The following is a 14,036-nucleotide window of genomic DNA, read 5'->3' on the forward strand; positions in this document are numbered from 1 at the left end:
CGGCGGTTAACTTTACCGCTCCGGTTCTTCCGGGGCGGTTTTTTCTTGGATGACGGTCATAGAGGTCCGCGCCGTGTCCGACGGCACTTCGCGCCTCTGTCACCCCACGTTCCTCAATACCTGGACGCGCTGAAATTGTGAGAGCCGAACGCAAAATGCGGTCAAGAAGTGGATTGCGGAAATGTGGTGCTTTTAAATTTCGTGGCGTTTTGCGGGCTTTGTAAACGCGCTTTCACACGTGGAACACTCGCGCAGACACGCGAGCGTATCTGCACGGGATGTGCGCTCCGCTCTGACGACAGTTCCCAACCCGTGATGGAATCGGGGCGGTCACTTCAACTCCGTCTTGAGCTCTTCCGCGCAAGCCTGCTCCAGTTCTCTGGCCGCGGTCTGGAGTTGTGGCTTAAGGCCCGCCGGGGCCTCGTCCGACTCTTTTACCCCTTTTTGTTCCCAGGATTGCAACAGCGTCCCAAATGCGCTCATGGCACCGGCCACCTTGTCTTGTTCGACGAGGATCAAATCGCACCAGTAAAGGCGCCAGAACTGCTTCCGCGAGTTCGGCGTATCGGTTAATTTCTTGCCGTCTTTGGCGATCATGCTCACCGCATCTTGCGCCTGTCGGAACAGCGAGGCGCGGTTCTCGCGCAGCAGAACCAGGTAGCTCGGCACCGCCGTCTCCTCACCCGGCGGTGGTGGGAAGAACACACTCGGCCGGCCCATATTCTTGATGTCGTCCCGAATGATCTTCGCCACCGCGAAAACGAGTTGATGGGTGCCCCTGGGGCGCGGCCATGTCCGCACCGCGGCGTCCGCCTTACCCACCTCCGGGCGCTCGAAAAATGAAACGAAGTACCGGTCGCCGTCCCGCGTCAGCTCGTCCTTCAACACCTCCCACTCGAGCCGCCGGGCTCCCCAGTCCTCTTCTGCGGCCAGGGCCACCTCGCCCAGCGCGCGGATCAACCGCACCTTCTTGGCGGTGTGTGCTTCCTGCCACTTCCGCGCGGCCTCGCGCCGTTGCACCTGCTCCCGCTCCGCGTCTAACGCGCGCGCCGCGGCGTCCTTTTCATCATTGGCCTTGCGCGCGCGTTGCTCCTCCTGGTGCGTGCGGTACACCTGGTACCCGTACACCCCGCCGGGGAGCAAGATCAGCCACCACGCCAACAACCCCCAGAGGGTCCACGTGGCCCAATGGCCGGCCCGGAACACCCCCCACCCGCGGCGGTCGATACCTTTCAGCCGGTACCCGGGCGGGCGGTCCGCGCGGGCCGGGTGCCACACGGGTCGTTCGGCCCGCTCCCGCGAACGCACCTCTTGCGCCTCCGCCCGAGTCCGGGCCGCCGCGTACCCCTGGTGGACGATGGCGTCGATCTCGTCATCACTGAAGGCGTCCAAATCGGTGCGCGCGGTCGCGACCGCCAGTTGCTCACTCGGCCCCGGCGCGTAAGGCCGGTCGATCACGTCCGCGGCCGCTTGGGGCAGCGTGCAGTGGAGCAGCCGACCGCCGCTCCGCAACCGCTCCCGCGCGTACCCGTGCTCGAACCAGCTCACCCGGTCCATCATCAGGTCCACGCACCGACTCGTCCGCCCGGTAATCAGGCTGTAATCGTTGCCGTACTCCGCCGCCAGGGCCCGCTGGGCGTCGCTAACCACCAACAGGTCCAACCGCTCGTTGGGCGGGAATAATTGCAGCATTCTACGTGTGCCCAAATTGTCATAAACTCCGCCGTCAGTCAGGTAGTGCGGGCGCGGGAAGCAGTCGGGGGCGACCCCGAACGTGGCGTGGTCGACCCGCACCGGTGGGAACAGCGGCGGGAACGCGGACGACGCGGCGACGGCCAGCCCGACCGGGACCGCGGCGACCGGAACCGGAACGGGGACCGCCTGTCGGTCGTCCGGCCCGGCCCCGGGCTCCTGCCCGAACCGCAGTTCAACGTTCCCGCGGTTGCTCCCGAACGCGACCAGGTGGCCCGTGGTGAAGCTGGTGGCCAAGAGCTGCACCTCCGGTCGGCCGGGGGCCGCCACCGCGCCCAGGGTCGCTCCGCGGTACAGGCGGTCGTACTCGCGCTGGAGCAGGGCCGTCCGCCACCAGCGCGCGCCCCGGAACCGGGGCGCGACCGCCAGGAACGATACCACCCACGGTCGGATCACCCGCCCGCGAACGTCCGCGCGCACGAACGCGACCAGTTCGCCGGCGGCGGCGTCGAACTGCTCCGGGGTGCCCGTGTACCGCTCCCAGTTGAGGACGAGGTGGGCCGCTAACACGCTCCCCCCGGAAACGGAACACACGTGCGTCACGTTCGCCAGCAAGCCCTCCTCGTACAGAAAACGAACCACCCCGAGGTGGAAGAGCGTGGCCCGAAACCCGCCCCCGGAGAGCGTGAGTCCGGTCCGCGGGCCGCTCGCGCCTTCGGGTGCTCGCGCCGGAACAGGGGCGGGCTGGTTGTTGTCGCCTGTCATACCGCCGCCCTGGAATGGAGCTTGGGGAATTGTCACGGCTGGCTATCTATATTATTATACTATTGATAATTAAATGTATCAAGCAATGGTGGATCGCAGTCGATCAGACGAACCGGCACGACCGATAGTCGACGGGCTCAAGCCTTGTCTGGAAATAGGATGAACGGACCCGACGTTCCGACCGGCCGCCCGGCTAGGTCGTTACTGATCGCGACGACGGTCCCCACGATGTGGTCGGTGCCGGGGGTGAAAAAGCCGCGGAGGTTGTAAACCGCACCCGCGAGCCCGTCTATGACTAATTCGATTCCCTCGGGCAGCAATTCCGGTTCACCTGTGGCGCTCTCCGGCACAGGGGGCGTCACGGACCCCCGCACGTTGAGCGCCGCACCCGGGCGAGGCGTAGCGGTGCCCGAGATTTTGCCGTCGGTAGTGGTCAGGTTCATCACCGACAGCGGCGTCCACGGGGCGGTGATTTGTGCCCGGAATTCGTTCGCCGCGACGCGCGGGCAGAAACTTCGATACTGCCATTTCCCATTAAGCTCGGGCATGGTCTCTCCAATTGAATATTGATTTGTTTGCAACAACGTTTAGTGGCTGGTTAATAATCTGTGCCGGCGAACAGGTATCAAGACGGGGCGGGCAGGTTGCACGCCCGCTTGAAGTCGGCGAGCGTGCGGGCGTTCCGGGTCCGATCGTCGTCGGTGGTCACCAGATCCTTCTCAGTCGCGCTCTGGAGGAGTTGAGCGGCCCGCGCGAGCAACGGTTCCGAGTGGTCCAGCACGTTAATCAGATCGGTACCCCCGGCGACCAGCTCCTGAATCCGTGCGAGGAGGTCAGTGTGTAACTGCTGAACGCCACGGACAAAGGCGGAGTCCGCGCCGGCGAGCGCCACCGATTCGCGAACCGACTCCCGGCTTGAGAAGAACTTCTTCTTCGTCTCCTCGTAGAACCCTTCGTACTTTTTGTCAGGGATGACGTAGGCGATCCGCTTCATGTACGCGATGAGGAGCGTGCAGGCGCACATCGCGCACGGGTCGAAGGCGTTGTACAACGAGCACCCGACCCGCAGGAAATCGCCGGGCTGTCCGCCTTTGGCCATGAACAGCGACGACCGGTAGTAATCCTCCACGGTCACCCCCGCACCCCGCGGGCGCTTCCGGCGCAACCGCTCGTGGGCCGCGCGGATGACCACCTGCTCCGCGTGTTGGAGCGGGTTCTCGTCCGCGTGGATCGAGTTCCGACCGACCGCCAGAACCTCGCCATCCGTGTTATCGATCACGCAGCAGTGGACGTTCAGCCCCGCGAAGTGCGTTGGTGGGGCGCCGGTCCGCGCCGGGATCGGGCGGTCGAAGAGGAAGTACGTTCGGGCCAACAGGCCCAGCGTCGCGATCGCGTCCCGTTCCGTTCGGAGCTGCTCGTCCATGTATCGACCTCTGTTCGGTGGTGGGTCATTTCAGTTGGGCGCCGGCGTGCGTCAGTATTTGAGAACGCACGCGAGCGGGAGGTGGTCCGACACCCCGGAGTCGTGGAACGTGTTCCCGGTGTACAGCCGATTCGGGCGGGGGATCATTTTCGAGTTGGCCGGGGTGAACAGTTGGAAATCGAACGCCACGGCCTCGGTGGAGTCCGCCTTCCAGCGGAAGTTCGTGTCGTCGAGCAGGCCCGGCGAAACGATGATGTGATCGATCGTCTCCCACTTGTTGTCGAACACGTATGTCCCCTTGCCCGCGTTCACGAGGGACCAGACGGTGTCGTAGAGCTGCCCATCAGTCAGACCGGTCGAGCTATTTCCGGCACGCAGGTGCGTTTTGACGGACTCATCGGCTGGAGTGTCGTTCAGGTCACCCATCACGATGAAATCGGCCGCGGGGTCGAGCTTGAGCAGGGCGTCGAGGCGCTTCCGGAGCGTCTTCGCGGCCGTGGCCCGCTGCGCCGGTACGTTCCCGCGCGACGGCCAGTGGTTCATGAACACGGTGAACCGCTTCCCGCCCTTGTCGAACTCCACCTCCACGATGTCGCGGGTCTTGTCCGCGTCGACGAAGTGGAACCCCTCGAAGACGGCTTTCACCTGTTTGGCGTCGTACAGAACGGTGCAGTCGATCCCGCGGTCGCTCGGCGAGTCCTTGTGGACGATCCGATAGTCCCGGCCGAGCGGTGCGAGCTCCTTCACCAGATCCTTGAGTACGGCTCGGTTCTCGATCTCGCACAGTCCGAGGACGTCCGGCCCCTTGCCGCCGTTCATCTTGGTCAGCACCCGAGCGAGGTTCTTCAGGTGCGCCTTGTACCGCTCCTCTGTGTATTTCTTGGCGGCGGTCGGGGTGAATTCCTCGTCCCCTTCCACCTCCGGATCGTCGACGGTGTCAAACAAGTTCTCAACGTTCCACGAGACGACGTACAGTTCACCAGCCCGCGCGGGCGCGGCGAACAGGGCTACGGTTGCCGTGAGCATTAACATCCTGGTAATCGTCATCATCTTTCTCCGCGAGAAAATTGGGGGATGGGACCGCGTCAATCTCGTTTCACCCCGTCCCGCTCAAGGTGGGGGAGCGGTTTGAGTCCCGGCAGTGCATCGGCCTTGAGCTTGGTCGCGCCTCGCTTCTCCAGTCGCTCGACAACGGGCTTCTGCGTTCGCAGGTGCTGGTAGAAGTTGCGGATGCCGGCCGGGATCTGGAGCGAATAGTCCGTCGTCACGAATAACTTGTCCGCGTCCCGTTCCAGGTGACTGTTGGGCCGGAGGGTGCGGAAGAACCGGCCGAACTCCGCCACCGGGTACCCGGTCGGGTCGGTGGTGGTGAGCAGCCCGGTTTCCATCGGCAGCCCGGACTCGTCGCTCAACGGGAGCGCCTTCGCGTAGGTAGCGGCGCGGCCGTGGCACGAGATGCAGGACGAGACCGGGTTATCGACCGGGCCGTTCAACCGGCCGCCCAAACCGAAGTGCCGCAAGTAGGCTTTCGCCCCGTACTCGTGCCCCGGCTGCTCGATCAGGTCCGCGTTCAACCGCGTTTCTTTCAGCTTCGGGTTCGTGAACGCGCCCTTCTTCTTGAAGTCGTCACACACTTCATCGTCGTCGCCCCAACTCAGGCCGACGAACGCCATCCGGTCCCACACGTCGGCGCCGGGCGCGCCCCCGTCGTAAACGAACGTGCCGAAGATCCACCCGCTCCGGGCCGCGACCCGCGGGTCTTTCACCGCCACGTCGAGTTGCAGCAACCGCACGGCCCGGTCCACCCGCGGCGGGGCGTAGCTCGCGGCGTCCTTGTAGATGTTCGCGGTCCACTCCAGCGAGCCCTTCAGATAGGGCACCTCTGTGGCTGGGGCGGCGGTGAACAGCAACTTGAAGCTAACCGTGTGGTCCGGGAACGTGGCGCGAGTCGGGTCCGGGTACTCCTCGGACGTGTCCCACACCTGACCGAGTGTGTACCCGCCGCGGTCGTTCACCATCCCAACCGCCCAGTTTTGAGAAGTCGACGTCTGGAGCGTGTGAAGCTCGAACGGCCGGGAGCGGCGCTCCCGCGTGAGCCCGTGGTGGTACTCGCGGCCCGCGCCCGCCTTGTTCTTGTCACTGTCGTCGTGCATCCACGGCGCGTGGTACCACTTCCGCTTGGGGTTGTCCTGTCCGCGGAAATCGACGTCCTTGTTACCCTCCAGGCAGTACGCCAGGACCGCACGCAGGTACTTTTCCGGCTCGGCGGCGTAGTCGATCGCCTCCCACGGGAAGCGTTCGGTGGGGTTGTAGACCTCGGGGTAGTCCTGGCTCAGCCGGAACGTTTGGGCGCCCGCGGGCGGCGGGTGGGCGGGATCGAAACTGCGGAACCGCGCTCCCGTGGGGCAATCGGGGACGCACGGCCGGAGCTCCTTGTCCTTGGCCGCCTGTTGCCGGAACGGTTTCTGGCCGCCCGGTTCCTCGGCAAGGGCGAACCCCGCGGAGACCACTAGCACCAGCCCCAAAGCCCGAACCCGTGTCGAAACCCACATCTGTTGGCACTCCTTGTGATCCCAGTTATTTTTTGCACGGCCGCGGACGCGCGGTGCGCCGTCACGGGCGCGTGATGCTCCATCGCGTCGGTCCGCCCTTCGCGAGCCCGTCGCAGAGCAGGAGCACGTCGTAAGTTCGCCCTTCCGTCTTCAGCACGGCGAGCCCCTCTGGTTTGGCCGCACCCAAGTTCGAGAACTCCCCGAGCAGTTCGGGGACCGGGCCGTTCTCCCCGAGCCGGAGGTGATCGGTTCCGTCCCAGAAGTAAATGCGGTACGTGGAGTCGCCGTCGCCGACCGGACCGGCCAGAATCAGGAACCCGCCGTTCACTGCGGTGAGATCCCGAATGCCCCGACCGCCGAGCCGGATGTAGCGCACCTGCGATTCAGTCGGGGCGTCCCAGGTACACGACAAGACGGGCACCCACGCGCCCCGGAGGACCGGCCCCCGGAAGCCGAAATGGAGGTGCCCGTCCTTGATTGCGAGCCCCTCAATATCGATGCCGTTTTCCTTGCTGGCGACCGCACGGAACGGTCCCAATACGGGGTGCGCGTCGAGCGCCGGGGTGAGTGTCTTCGGCCCCTCTACCGCCCCTGCCGTACCATCAGCGGCGAGTTTGAACCGGAAGAATTGTTCGCGCGACTTCTTGCCCTTCACCTCTCCAAGCACGCCGTCTTCCACTTTCCGTGTCGCGCAGTGCGACCCGGTCACGTAGACGGTGCCGTTCCCTCTGTCCAAACCGACGGCTTCCAGGTCCACCTCGTCATCCCCGGCCGGCAACTTCACCGACCCGGCCGCCACGAACCCCTCTCCGTCTCGCTTCAACAACTGAACCGTCGTCGGCTTCTTCATCTCGTCGGAGACGATCGCGAGGAAATTGCCGGTGCCGTCCACCCCGCTAACGGACGTTTGGGGCTTCTCCTTGCCGGAGAACAGTTCGCCCGCGAAGTCCACGGGCACGCCGTGAACCGCGTGGCCGTTCGGGGCGGTCAGTACCAGTGTGACGGTTTTCAAGATACCCTCTTGGTGTTTTGACGGTCTGTGAAGAAGCCGGCCCTTCGTTCGATGCCTGGCGCAGTTAGAACAACGCCCCGTGCCCGAACACTTTGTCGGGCACGGGGAGCAGTTTTGATGGGCCGCGTGGTCACTCGGTCGGGAGGACGTCGGCGTCCGGTTGGAGCAGGCGGTTCACCGGAGTGTGCCCGTTCGTGTAACCGGTCGCGGCGATCGGTGCCGGCGCCGTGATCGGCTCACTCGCGACCGACACTCCACTAGCGGTGACGTTGATCGTCACCTGCGACGAACTGATCGCGATCGTGACCCCACCCCTGACGGGAGCCGGTTCCGCGGACCCAACGCTTGCTTCTGTTGGCGGCGCGGACGGGACCAGCCGGGCGATGATGTGGCGCAAGTTCGGCCGGGTGCCGATCCGCTGGGTGCGCGGGCGCCCGGGCGCGTCCTGTTGGGGTGAACCCGTGGCGCGGAGGAGCGTCCGCGCCACGGCGGGAGTGAGCAGTGGGCGGTTGCGGGCGCGGAGCACGCCCTGGGCGCACCCGAGCACCCCGACCACGATGGGCGATGCGCTCGACGTACCGCTGAAGGTGTCGGTGTACCACCGGTCGCGGTCGGACCCGCCTTGCAGGTTCCCGTACCCGGTGCTGGTCACTTCCCGCCCCCAACCCTGAACGTCGACGCGCGCGCCGTAGTTCGAGAAATCGAGGCGCGAGCGGTCCGGGCCGTGGTCGCGCCCGTGGGTTCCGGGCGGCGGAGCGCCGGCCCCGACCAGAACGGCTCCGGACGTCGGGTTGTTCGGATTGAACGGGTTCCGCCACGCCGCCGGGAACCCCGCGCCGGGGGTGTTGTAAATGGCCGCGTCCAGATTCCGCGCGCCGTTCCCGGCGGCCTCCACCACGATCACGCCGCGCGCGACCGCGTAGCGAATCGCCGCCAGGTCATCGGGCCACCATTCGATGGCGATGAATCCGTCCTGCCCGACCCCGCTGCCGCCCGGTCCGCGCCGGTGGATCTCCAGGAGCATGATGTCACCGGGCCGGAGCCGGTCGGCCGCCATGCGGATGACGCGGGCCGTCGGCAGCGTGGCGAACGACGCGGCCATCACCCGCGCGTCCGGGCAGATGCCCTCGATTCCGAACCCGTTCCGGTCGCCGCTGATCTCGCCGAGCACCGCGGTGCCGTGGTCGTCGTCGGAGATGCCGGTGCCGATCACCACGCCGCCCTGGTTCACCCGCAGGTCTTCGTGGTTGAACCGCCAGCCCCACTCGCAGTCGATGATGTTCACGCCCGCGCCGCGGCCCCCGCTCAGGGTCCAGGCGTACCGTGCGTCCACCCCGGTCGGGGCGGCGTTCAAATAGAGCTGCCGGGCCGTGAAGTTCGGAGTGGTCGCCGGCGGCTCTTCTTCCGAAGGGGCCATTTCCGCCAACACTTCGAGGTCGATCGCCACGGGCGGCTCCCCGGGCGGCTTCACGTAGGCGCCGGTCACTCCGTCCAGGCCGCGGAGCCGATCGGCGAGCGCCTCCAGATCCTCGCCCGGCGCGGAGACGTGGTAGAACGTGGCCATGTCCGCACCGGTCGCGTCCGGGAACTCCAGCGCGCGTTCCCGGATCAGATCCTCGGACACGCCGAACAGCGGTTCGATGGTGATACCCGGGCCGGCCAGGGCTTCCGCGAGTCCGCTCACGTCCGCTCCCGCGCGGGACGCGAACCCCTCCGCGGTCATGCGCAGCTCCGCAGCGGCATCGGCCACCAGGATCAGTTCGGCCCGCCCGGGGCCGGTGGACGGGGTCGGATGGGACGGGGTCTTTTTGCGGGCCATTGGTGCTCCTCAGAGAGTGCCGGTCGATGGGGGGCCGTCGGCCGGTTTGGGGTACGCCGCCACAACAGCGGAGTTCGCGAGCAATCGGGCACAGATGTCGTCCGCGGACGCATCGGGTACGTCAGCGAAGAACTGCCCGGCGAGGTCGGGGTCCGTCGTTCCCGGGTGCAGCGGTTCCAGGGTGACGCCGATGTCGGTCGCGATCCGGGCACGTTGATCGTCCCGGGCCGTATTTCGGGCGCCCACCGGCGCCAGATGGACGGTGATGAACATGGCGCTCCTCGCCACAGAAAGTCTGGTGCGGTTGGGTGCGAACAGCGCGGTGGGGCGGTGAGCGCCCGCCCCACCGCGGCCCGGGTCACAACACGAGGTCGGACGCGGTGGTCAGTTCCCGGGCCGGAGCGGGCGCTGCGGTCTCCGTTCCGGCGAGCGGGTCGAAGTCCGACAGGTTCCCGAACGACAGCCCGGTCGCGTCCTCGACCCGGGCGATCGGTACCTGATAGGTGCGGAACGGGCCGAACACGAACGGCGCCTCGAAGTCGTCCTGGAGGTTCCTCTGCGTGAGCATGTACGCCGTGGCGGACAGCTTCCCGTCGGTCTTCACCATCGCGACCACCTTCCAGTAGTCGAGCGGGATGCGCGTGCCGCGGTACACCGGATCGGCGGGCGCGAGGACCGGTCCTGTAAACACCGACACCTTCAGGTTCCGCTGGTCGGTGTTGTTCAGGATGTAGTCTTCCAGGTCGTTCCAGGTGCGCTGGTTCAGATCCTTGTGTTGTGGGCAGGAATTCGTGTAGAAGAACGTGTCATTGTTCGCCGCCTTCGCGACCGCGGCCGATCCCCACACCGGGTCCAGCCGGCGGACCATGTGTCCGCGGTCCAGGTTGTTGTTGCGGTACAGTTCGTTCCCGGACTGCGCATCAGCCGGGATGCGCGGGTCCAGGAACCAGTTATCGGCCCGGCGCAGGTTCAGCGACTGGTTCCCGTCGATGTTAACGGCGGTGAAGTAGCACAGGCGCCGGGACCGGCACATCACGACTGAGAAGTGCGTGTACGCGAGCACGAAATCGTCCCGCCCGGGCACCGAAACCGCGTCATCCTCTTGAGCGGACGACAGGATCGGTAACCGCACGCGGCGTCCGGTGCCCAGGAAGTCGGGCCGGTACCCCTCGCGCCCGGCGAGGCTCGCCGTGGTCGGGGCCTCGGGTGCGGTTCCTCCCGGCACCGCGATCCCCGGGCGCGAGGCCGGGAGTCGATCCAGTACCGAGCGAATGACTTCTGCCTTCACCGCGAAGTTGGCCGTTTTGAAGCGCCCGCCGAAGTGCAGCCCGACCGCGGCCCCGGTTTGAACGTCGAGCACCGCCGAGCCGGAGTTCCCGCCGAGGGTGGAACAGTTGTGTTGGATGTCGGTCGCGCTCGCGGCGGGCATCAGGTACCCCGGGGCGAGGCGCTTCACGTCGTAGATGTCGCGGAAGATGTTGCGCATCGCGTCCTCGCCGTTGCGCGAGTCCCATGCCGGGTACCCGACGACGGCTACCGGGCCATCAATGCGGCTGCTCGCGGCCAGTTGCACCGGTCCGGGCAACTCGTCGGCGGTGCCCAGTTCCAGCACCGCCATGTCCGGTTGGCCCGGTTCGTCCGGGGCGATGTACAACACGCGGGTGACCGGTACCTCTTTGATCGCGCCGGTTTGGTACTCTTCTTTGAAGTCGATGCGGGCGGTCAGCGACCCACCGAGCGGGCTGGGGCGGAACACGAACCCTTGCCCCCGGCCCTGCGCGAAGACGTTCGCGACGTGGCGGTTCGTGGCCACTAGCCGGTCGCCGATCACCCACGCGGTGCCGACCCATTCGTAGGTCGTGTGCCCGGTCAGTTCGACGCGCCCCACGGACCGGAGGGCCGATTCCAACACGGCCCGACTCGGGTTCAAGCGCGTCTGCCAGTATTCCAGTTCCGGTTCCTCGAACGAGTCGTTGCGCACCAGGAGCGACGGGCGCCCGTCCAAGAGGACGATCGCCTCGGAATAGTCCTGCGCGTCCGCATCGGGCAGCGGGCGCCCCTCCATAACGGCCCGGTAATCGGCCGGGGCCAGGGCGACTTCGTTCGCGTCGAGGACCGGGCGGTGCGCGGCGAGCGTCTTTTTCGACCGGTCGCGGATCTCGGCCATTAGCTCGGTGTCCGCGAGGACGGCGGTAAACGTGCGGGACAGGGAACTCATGAGCGCCTCAGAAAACGTGTGTAAACGGGTGCGAATCGCGGTGGTTCCACCGCCCGGACGGTCCGGGCGGTGGAACGGGGTGTTCTGGAACTCCCGCGGTGCGGCGCTACTGGGGGCCGTCCGGCGGGATCTGGACGTCGCCGTCCGGTTCGACCGACGCGATTCCGGGCATCGCGCCGAGGGCGGACGTTTGACCGTGATCGGCCGAGCCGGTGATGATCCCGGTCGTGGACAGGATCTGGTCCACGGTCATGCCGGCCCGAGTGAGGCTCTGAGCGACTTCGTCGATCCGGCCCAGTTGTGCGGGATCGACGGTGACGACGATGCGCGTTTTCATGGCTCTCCTCGCGAGCCGCCCCGGTTCGACCGGGGCGGGGACGTTCGTGGTTACTGGGGCGCCTGAACTAGACCCGCACCGGCGTCGATGACGGGAATTCCGACCGGGCGCGCGGACCGGGTGAGCGCGTTCCACAGCGCGGCCCCGCGCAGGCCCCGGGCCTGTGCCCACAGCGCGGCGATGCCGGCCACGTGCGGGGTCGCCATGCTCGTCCCGGAAATCGAGTGGTACCGGGCCGGCCACGCCGGGGTGCGCGGCTGACCGAGCGGTAGGGCCGGTGTGGGGACTGATGAGAACACCGCGACCCCCGGCCCGATGATGTCCACTTTCCCGCCCGCGACCGGGTTACTGGTACATGAGAACGAGGCGAGCTTCAGATCGCTCTGAATGGCAGCAACGGCCAGGATCGACGGGCTGTTCGCCGGTTGCCCGACGTTGCCCGGGGGGCGCATCGGGGGGAGCGGAGTCTGCCGGTGGTTGCCCGCTGCGGCCACGATCAGGCACCCCCGGTCGAGGGCGCGCCGGCCCACCGTCTCGTAAGCGTTCAAGACGGCCGTGAGCTTGTTGCCGAGTGACATTGAGATCACCGGGCACTGCTGGTTGATCGCCCATTCCATCCCGGCGAGGATCCACCCGCCCTGGCCCGACCCCTGGTTGTCCAGAACCTTGCCGATGTAGATGTCGCACCCGTAAGCGACGCCGTACCGCCGCGCGCCGCCGGGCGGCACCCGGGTGCCGCACGCGGTCCCGGTGCAGTGGGTGCCGTGCCCGTGCCCGTCCTGCGCCGACTGCCCCGGGACGAACGACTGGCTGACGACCCGCCGGCCGAGGAAGTCCGGGTGGTCGAGGTCCAGCCCGGTGTCCAGAACGGCTACCCGGATGCCCTGGCCATTGAACCGCGACGACGGGACGCGGCACGCCTGGAGGCCCCAGGTGAGTAGCGCAGTGTCGGCGAGCGCCGGGGGCGCGTCGTCGCCGATTAAGTCCGCGCGGTGCCCGTTCATCTGCTCGTACAGGTGGTCCACCGCGGCCTTGTACCCGCGGTAGTAGTCGAGCTCCGGCGGGGCGGCGGGCGCTTGCGTGGCGTAGAACATCGGCTCCGGTTCGACCGACACGACGCGGGTCCGCTCGTCGCCGCACGCCGCGGTCAGGAGCTGGCCCCGGTCCCCGGACACGACCGCGATCCCGATGTCGGTGAACACCACGGCGTCGGCGGCCGCGGCCTCGGCCATGTCCACCGCGTTCTCCTCATACTCGTCGGAGGTCGCCACGTGGGTGACCCCGGCCGCACTCTTCAGCGCGTCGACGCACTGTTTGGTGTTGCCCGCGCACTCGTCCGCGAGGACGACGAGGTACCGCCCGGTCGTTTCCGGTCCGGGACCGGTGTCGGCGGGCGCGTGGTTCGGGGAGTGGGGGTCGCGGTGTGATTTCTTTCGAGCCACGGGCGTCTCCTCAGGAGGGGGGCGAGCGGGCGCGGACCGCGCTCCCGCTCAGAAGAAGAGCGACGAATCCCGGGCGCGCGGACCGCGCTATTCAAAATTTCATTTTCCAGAATTCGACCGACCGCCTAGTATTGTTTTCATCCAACAACTCCCGGAGCTGCGGATATGACTCTCACGATCGCTGATCCGGTTCAAGTTTGGCTCGATGCGCACCGGGCCGGGACGAAGCCCTCGCACAACGATCTCTGTGTGCTGTGCGAGGGGCGGGTGCGCGAGCTCGTGCGGCGCCAGCTCCGCACGTTCCCGTTGGTCGTTCAGGACTCGCAAACGACCGAGGTGGCGAACGCGACGCTGCTCCGCCTCCTCGCGGCCCTCGGCAGCCGTGTCTGTCCGCAATCGACGCTCGATCTCGAACGGTTTCTGGCGCACATCGTTCGCCGCGTCCTGCTCGATATGAACAAGGCGATTCAGAACCGGCGGCGCCGGGTCGGGGCGCTCGGGGACGCGCCGATCGCGGCCCCCGAAGATGGGGACCAGATCGAAACGGACCTGATGGTGGCGTTCCACGAGTATGTTGAGGCGCTCCCTCCGGACGAGCAGGCGCTCTTCGACGTGTTCTACTACCAGGGAAAAACCAAACTCGAGGCCGCGGCGCTGCTCGGTTTGCCCCCCACGACCGCGCACGCCCACTGGGTCAAGGCCCGGTACCGCGCGAGTAAGAAATTCGGGCGCGATCTGACCGATTGAAAAATTGAGACGGCGAACCGCGCGGGGCG

Annotated in this window: 12 protein-coding genes; 1 reads left to right on the forward strand and 11 read right to left on the reverse strand. The window is 66.8% G+C overall.

What is annotated here, in order from left to right; translation table 11 throughout:
- Positions 1–330: 330 nt before the first annotated feature.
- From J8F10_RS02055 to J8F10_RS02105, 11 genes are all read right to left on the reverse strand, one after another.
- Positions 331–2,457, reverse strand: a complete 2,127-nt coding sequence (locus J8F10_RS02055; RefSeq protein WP_210652204.1) for a patatin-like phospholipase family protein — start codon at positions 2,455–2,457, stop codon at positions 331–333.
- A 137-nt stretch (positions 2,458–2,594) separates the two neighbouring features.
- Positions 2,595–3,005 (reverse strand): hypothetical protein, encoded by a 411-nt coding sequence (locus tag J8F10_RS02060; RefSeq protein ID WP_210652205.1) that lies wholly within the window; start codon positions 3,003–3,005, stop codon positions 2,595–2,597.
- A 77-nt stretch (positions 3,006–3,082) separates the two neighbouring features.
- The gene (locus J8F10_RS02065; RefSeq protein ID WP_210652206.1) at positions 3,083–3,880 is read right to left on the reverse strand and encodes a hypothetical protein; all 798 of its coding nucleotides are present in this window, start codon (positions 3,878–3,880) and stop codon (positions 3,083–3,085) included.
- A gap of 51 nt (positions 3,881–3,931) precedes the next feature.
- Positions 3,932–4,906: an endonuclease/exonuclease/phosphatase family protein gene (locus J8F10_RS02070; protein WP_210652210.1), complete on the reverse strand. Its 975-nt coding sequence runs from the start codon at positions 4,904–4,906 to the stop codon at positions 3,932–3,934.
- A 59-nt stretch (positions 4,907–4,965) separates the two neighbouring features.
- Positions 4,966–6,432, reverse strand: a complete 1,467-nt coding sequence (locus J8F10_RS02075) for a hypothetical protein (RefSeq protein ID WP_210652212.1) — start codon at positions 6,430–6,432, stop codon at positions 4,966–4,968.
- A 61-nt stretch (positions 6,433–6,493) separates the two neighbouring features.
- The gene (locus J8F10_RS02080; protein WP_210652214.1) at positions 6,494–7,444 is read right to left on the reverse strand and encodes a DUF3616 domain-containing protein; all 951 of its coding nucleotides are present in this window, start codon (positions 7,442–7,444) and stop codon (positions 6,494–6,496) included.
- 130 nt (positions 7,445–7,574) lie between these two features.
- Complete coding sequence (locus J8F10_RS02085; RefSeq protein WP_210652216.1) at positions 7,575–9,263, reverse strand: S8 family serine peptidase; 1,689 nt, start codon at positions 9,261–9,263, stop codon at positions 7,575–7,577.
- A gap of 9 nt (positions 9,264–9,272) precedes the next feature.
- On the reverse strand, positions 9,273–9,536 hold the full coding sequence (locus tag J8F10_RS02090) for a hypothetical protein (RefSeq protein ID WP_210652218.1): 264 nt from the start codon (positions 9,534–9,536) through the stop codon (positions 9,273–9,275).
- An 85-nt stretch (positions 9,537–9,621) separates the two neighbouring features.
- Entirely contained in the window at positions 9,622–11,481 is a 1,860-nt protein-coding gene (locus J8F10_RS02095; protein WP_210652221.1) for a DNA/RNA non-specific endonuclease, read from the reverse strand.
- Between the two features lie 106 nt (positions 11,482–11,587).
- Positions 11,588–11,818 carry a hypothetical protein gene (locus J8F10_RS02100; protein WP_210652222.1) on the reverse strand — a complete coding sequence of 77 codons (231 nt, stop codon included), beginning with the start codon at positions 11,816–11,818 and terminating at the stop codon, positions 11,588–11,590.
- A gap of 50 nt (positions 11,819–11,868) precedes the next feature.
- Positions 11,869–13,260 carry a S8 family serine peptidase gene (locus tag J8F10_RS02105; protein WP_210652223.1) on the reverse strand — a complete coding sequence of 464 codons (1,392 nt, stop codon included), beginning with the start codon at positions 13,258–13,260 and terminating at the stop codon, positions 11,869–11,871.
- 165 nt (positions 13,261–13,425) lie between these two features.
- On the opposite strand from J8F10_RS02105, the gene J8F10_RS02110 reads away from it, so the two are divergent.
- On the forward strand, positions 13,426–14,007 hold the full coding sequence (locus J8F10_RS02110; protein WP_210652224.1) for an RNA polymerase sigma factor: 582 nt from the start codon (positions 13,426–13,428) through the stop codon (positions 14,005–14,007).
- Positions 14,008–14,036: the final 29 nt, after the last annotated feature.

Source organism: Gemmata palustris, assembly GCF_017939745.1.
Lineage (GTDB): Bacteria > Planctomycetota > Planctomycetia > Gemmatales > Gemmataceae > Gemmata > Gemmata palustris.

Coding starts and splice junctions, on each gene's coding strand:
- J8F10_RS02055 (WP_210652204.1), bottom strand. CDS start 2,457: ATGACAGGCGACAACAACCAGCCCGCCCCTGTTCCGGCGCGAGCACCC.
- J8F10_RS02060 (WP_210652205.1), bottom strand. CDS start 3,005: ATGCCCGAGCTTAATGGGAAATGGCAGTATCGAAGTTTCTGCCCGCGC.
- J8F10_RS02065 (WP_210652206.1), bottom strand. CDS start 3,880: ATGGACGAGCAGCTCCGAACGGAACGGGACGCGATCGCGACGCTGGGC.
- J8F10_RS02070 (WP_210652210.1), bottom strand. CDS start 4,906: ATGCTCACGGCAACCGTAGCCCTGTTCGCCGCGCCCGCGCGGGCTGGT.
- J8F10_RS02075 (WP_210652212.1), bottom strand. CDS start 6,432: ATGTGGGTTTCGACACGGGTTCGGGCTTTGGGGCTGGTGCTAGTGGTC.
- J8F10_RS02085 (WP_210652216.1), bottom strand. CDS start 9,263: ATGGCCCGCAAAAAGACCCCGTCCCATCCGACCCCGTCCACCGGCCCC.
- J8F10_RS02090 (WP_210652218.1), bottom strand. CDS start 9,536: ATGTTCATCACCGTCCATCTGGCGCCGGTGGGCGCCCGAAATACGGCC.
- J8F10_RS02095 (WP_210652221.1), bottom strand. CDS start 11,481: ATGAGTTCCCTGTCCCGCACGTTTACCGCCGTCCTCGCGGACACCGAG.
- J8F10_RS02100 (WP_210652222.1), bottom strand. CDS start 11,818: ATGAAAACGCGCATCGTCGTCACCGTCGATCCCGCACAACTGGGCCGG.
- J8F10_RS02110 (WP_210652224.1), top strand. CDS start 13,426: ATGACTCTCACGATCGCTGATCCGGTTCAAGTTTGGCTCGATGCGCAC.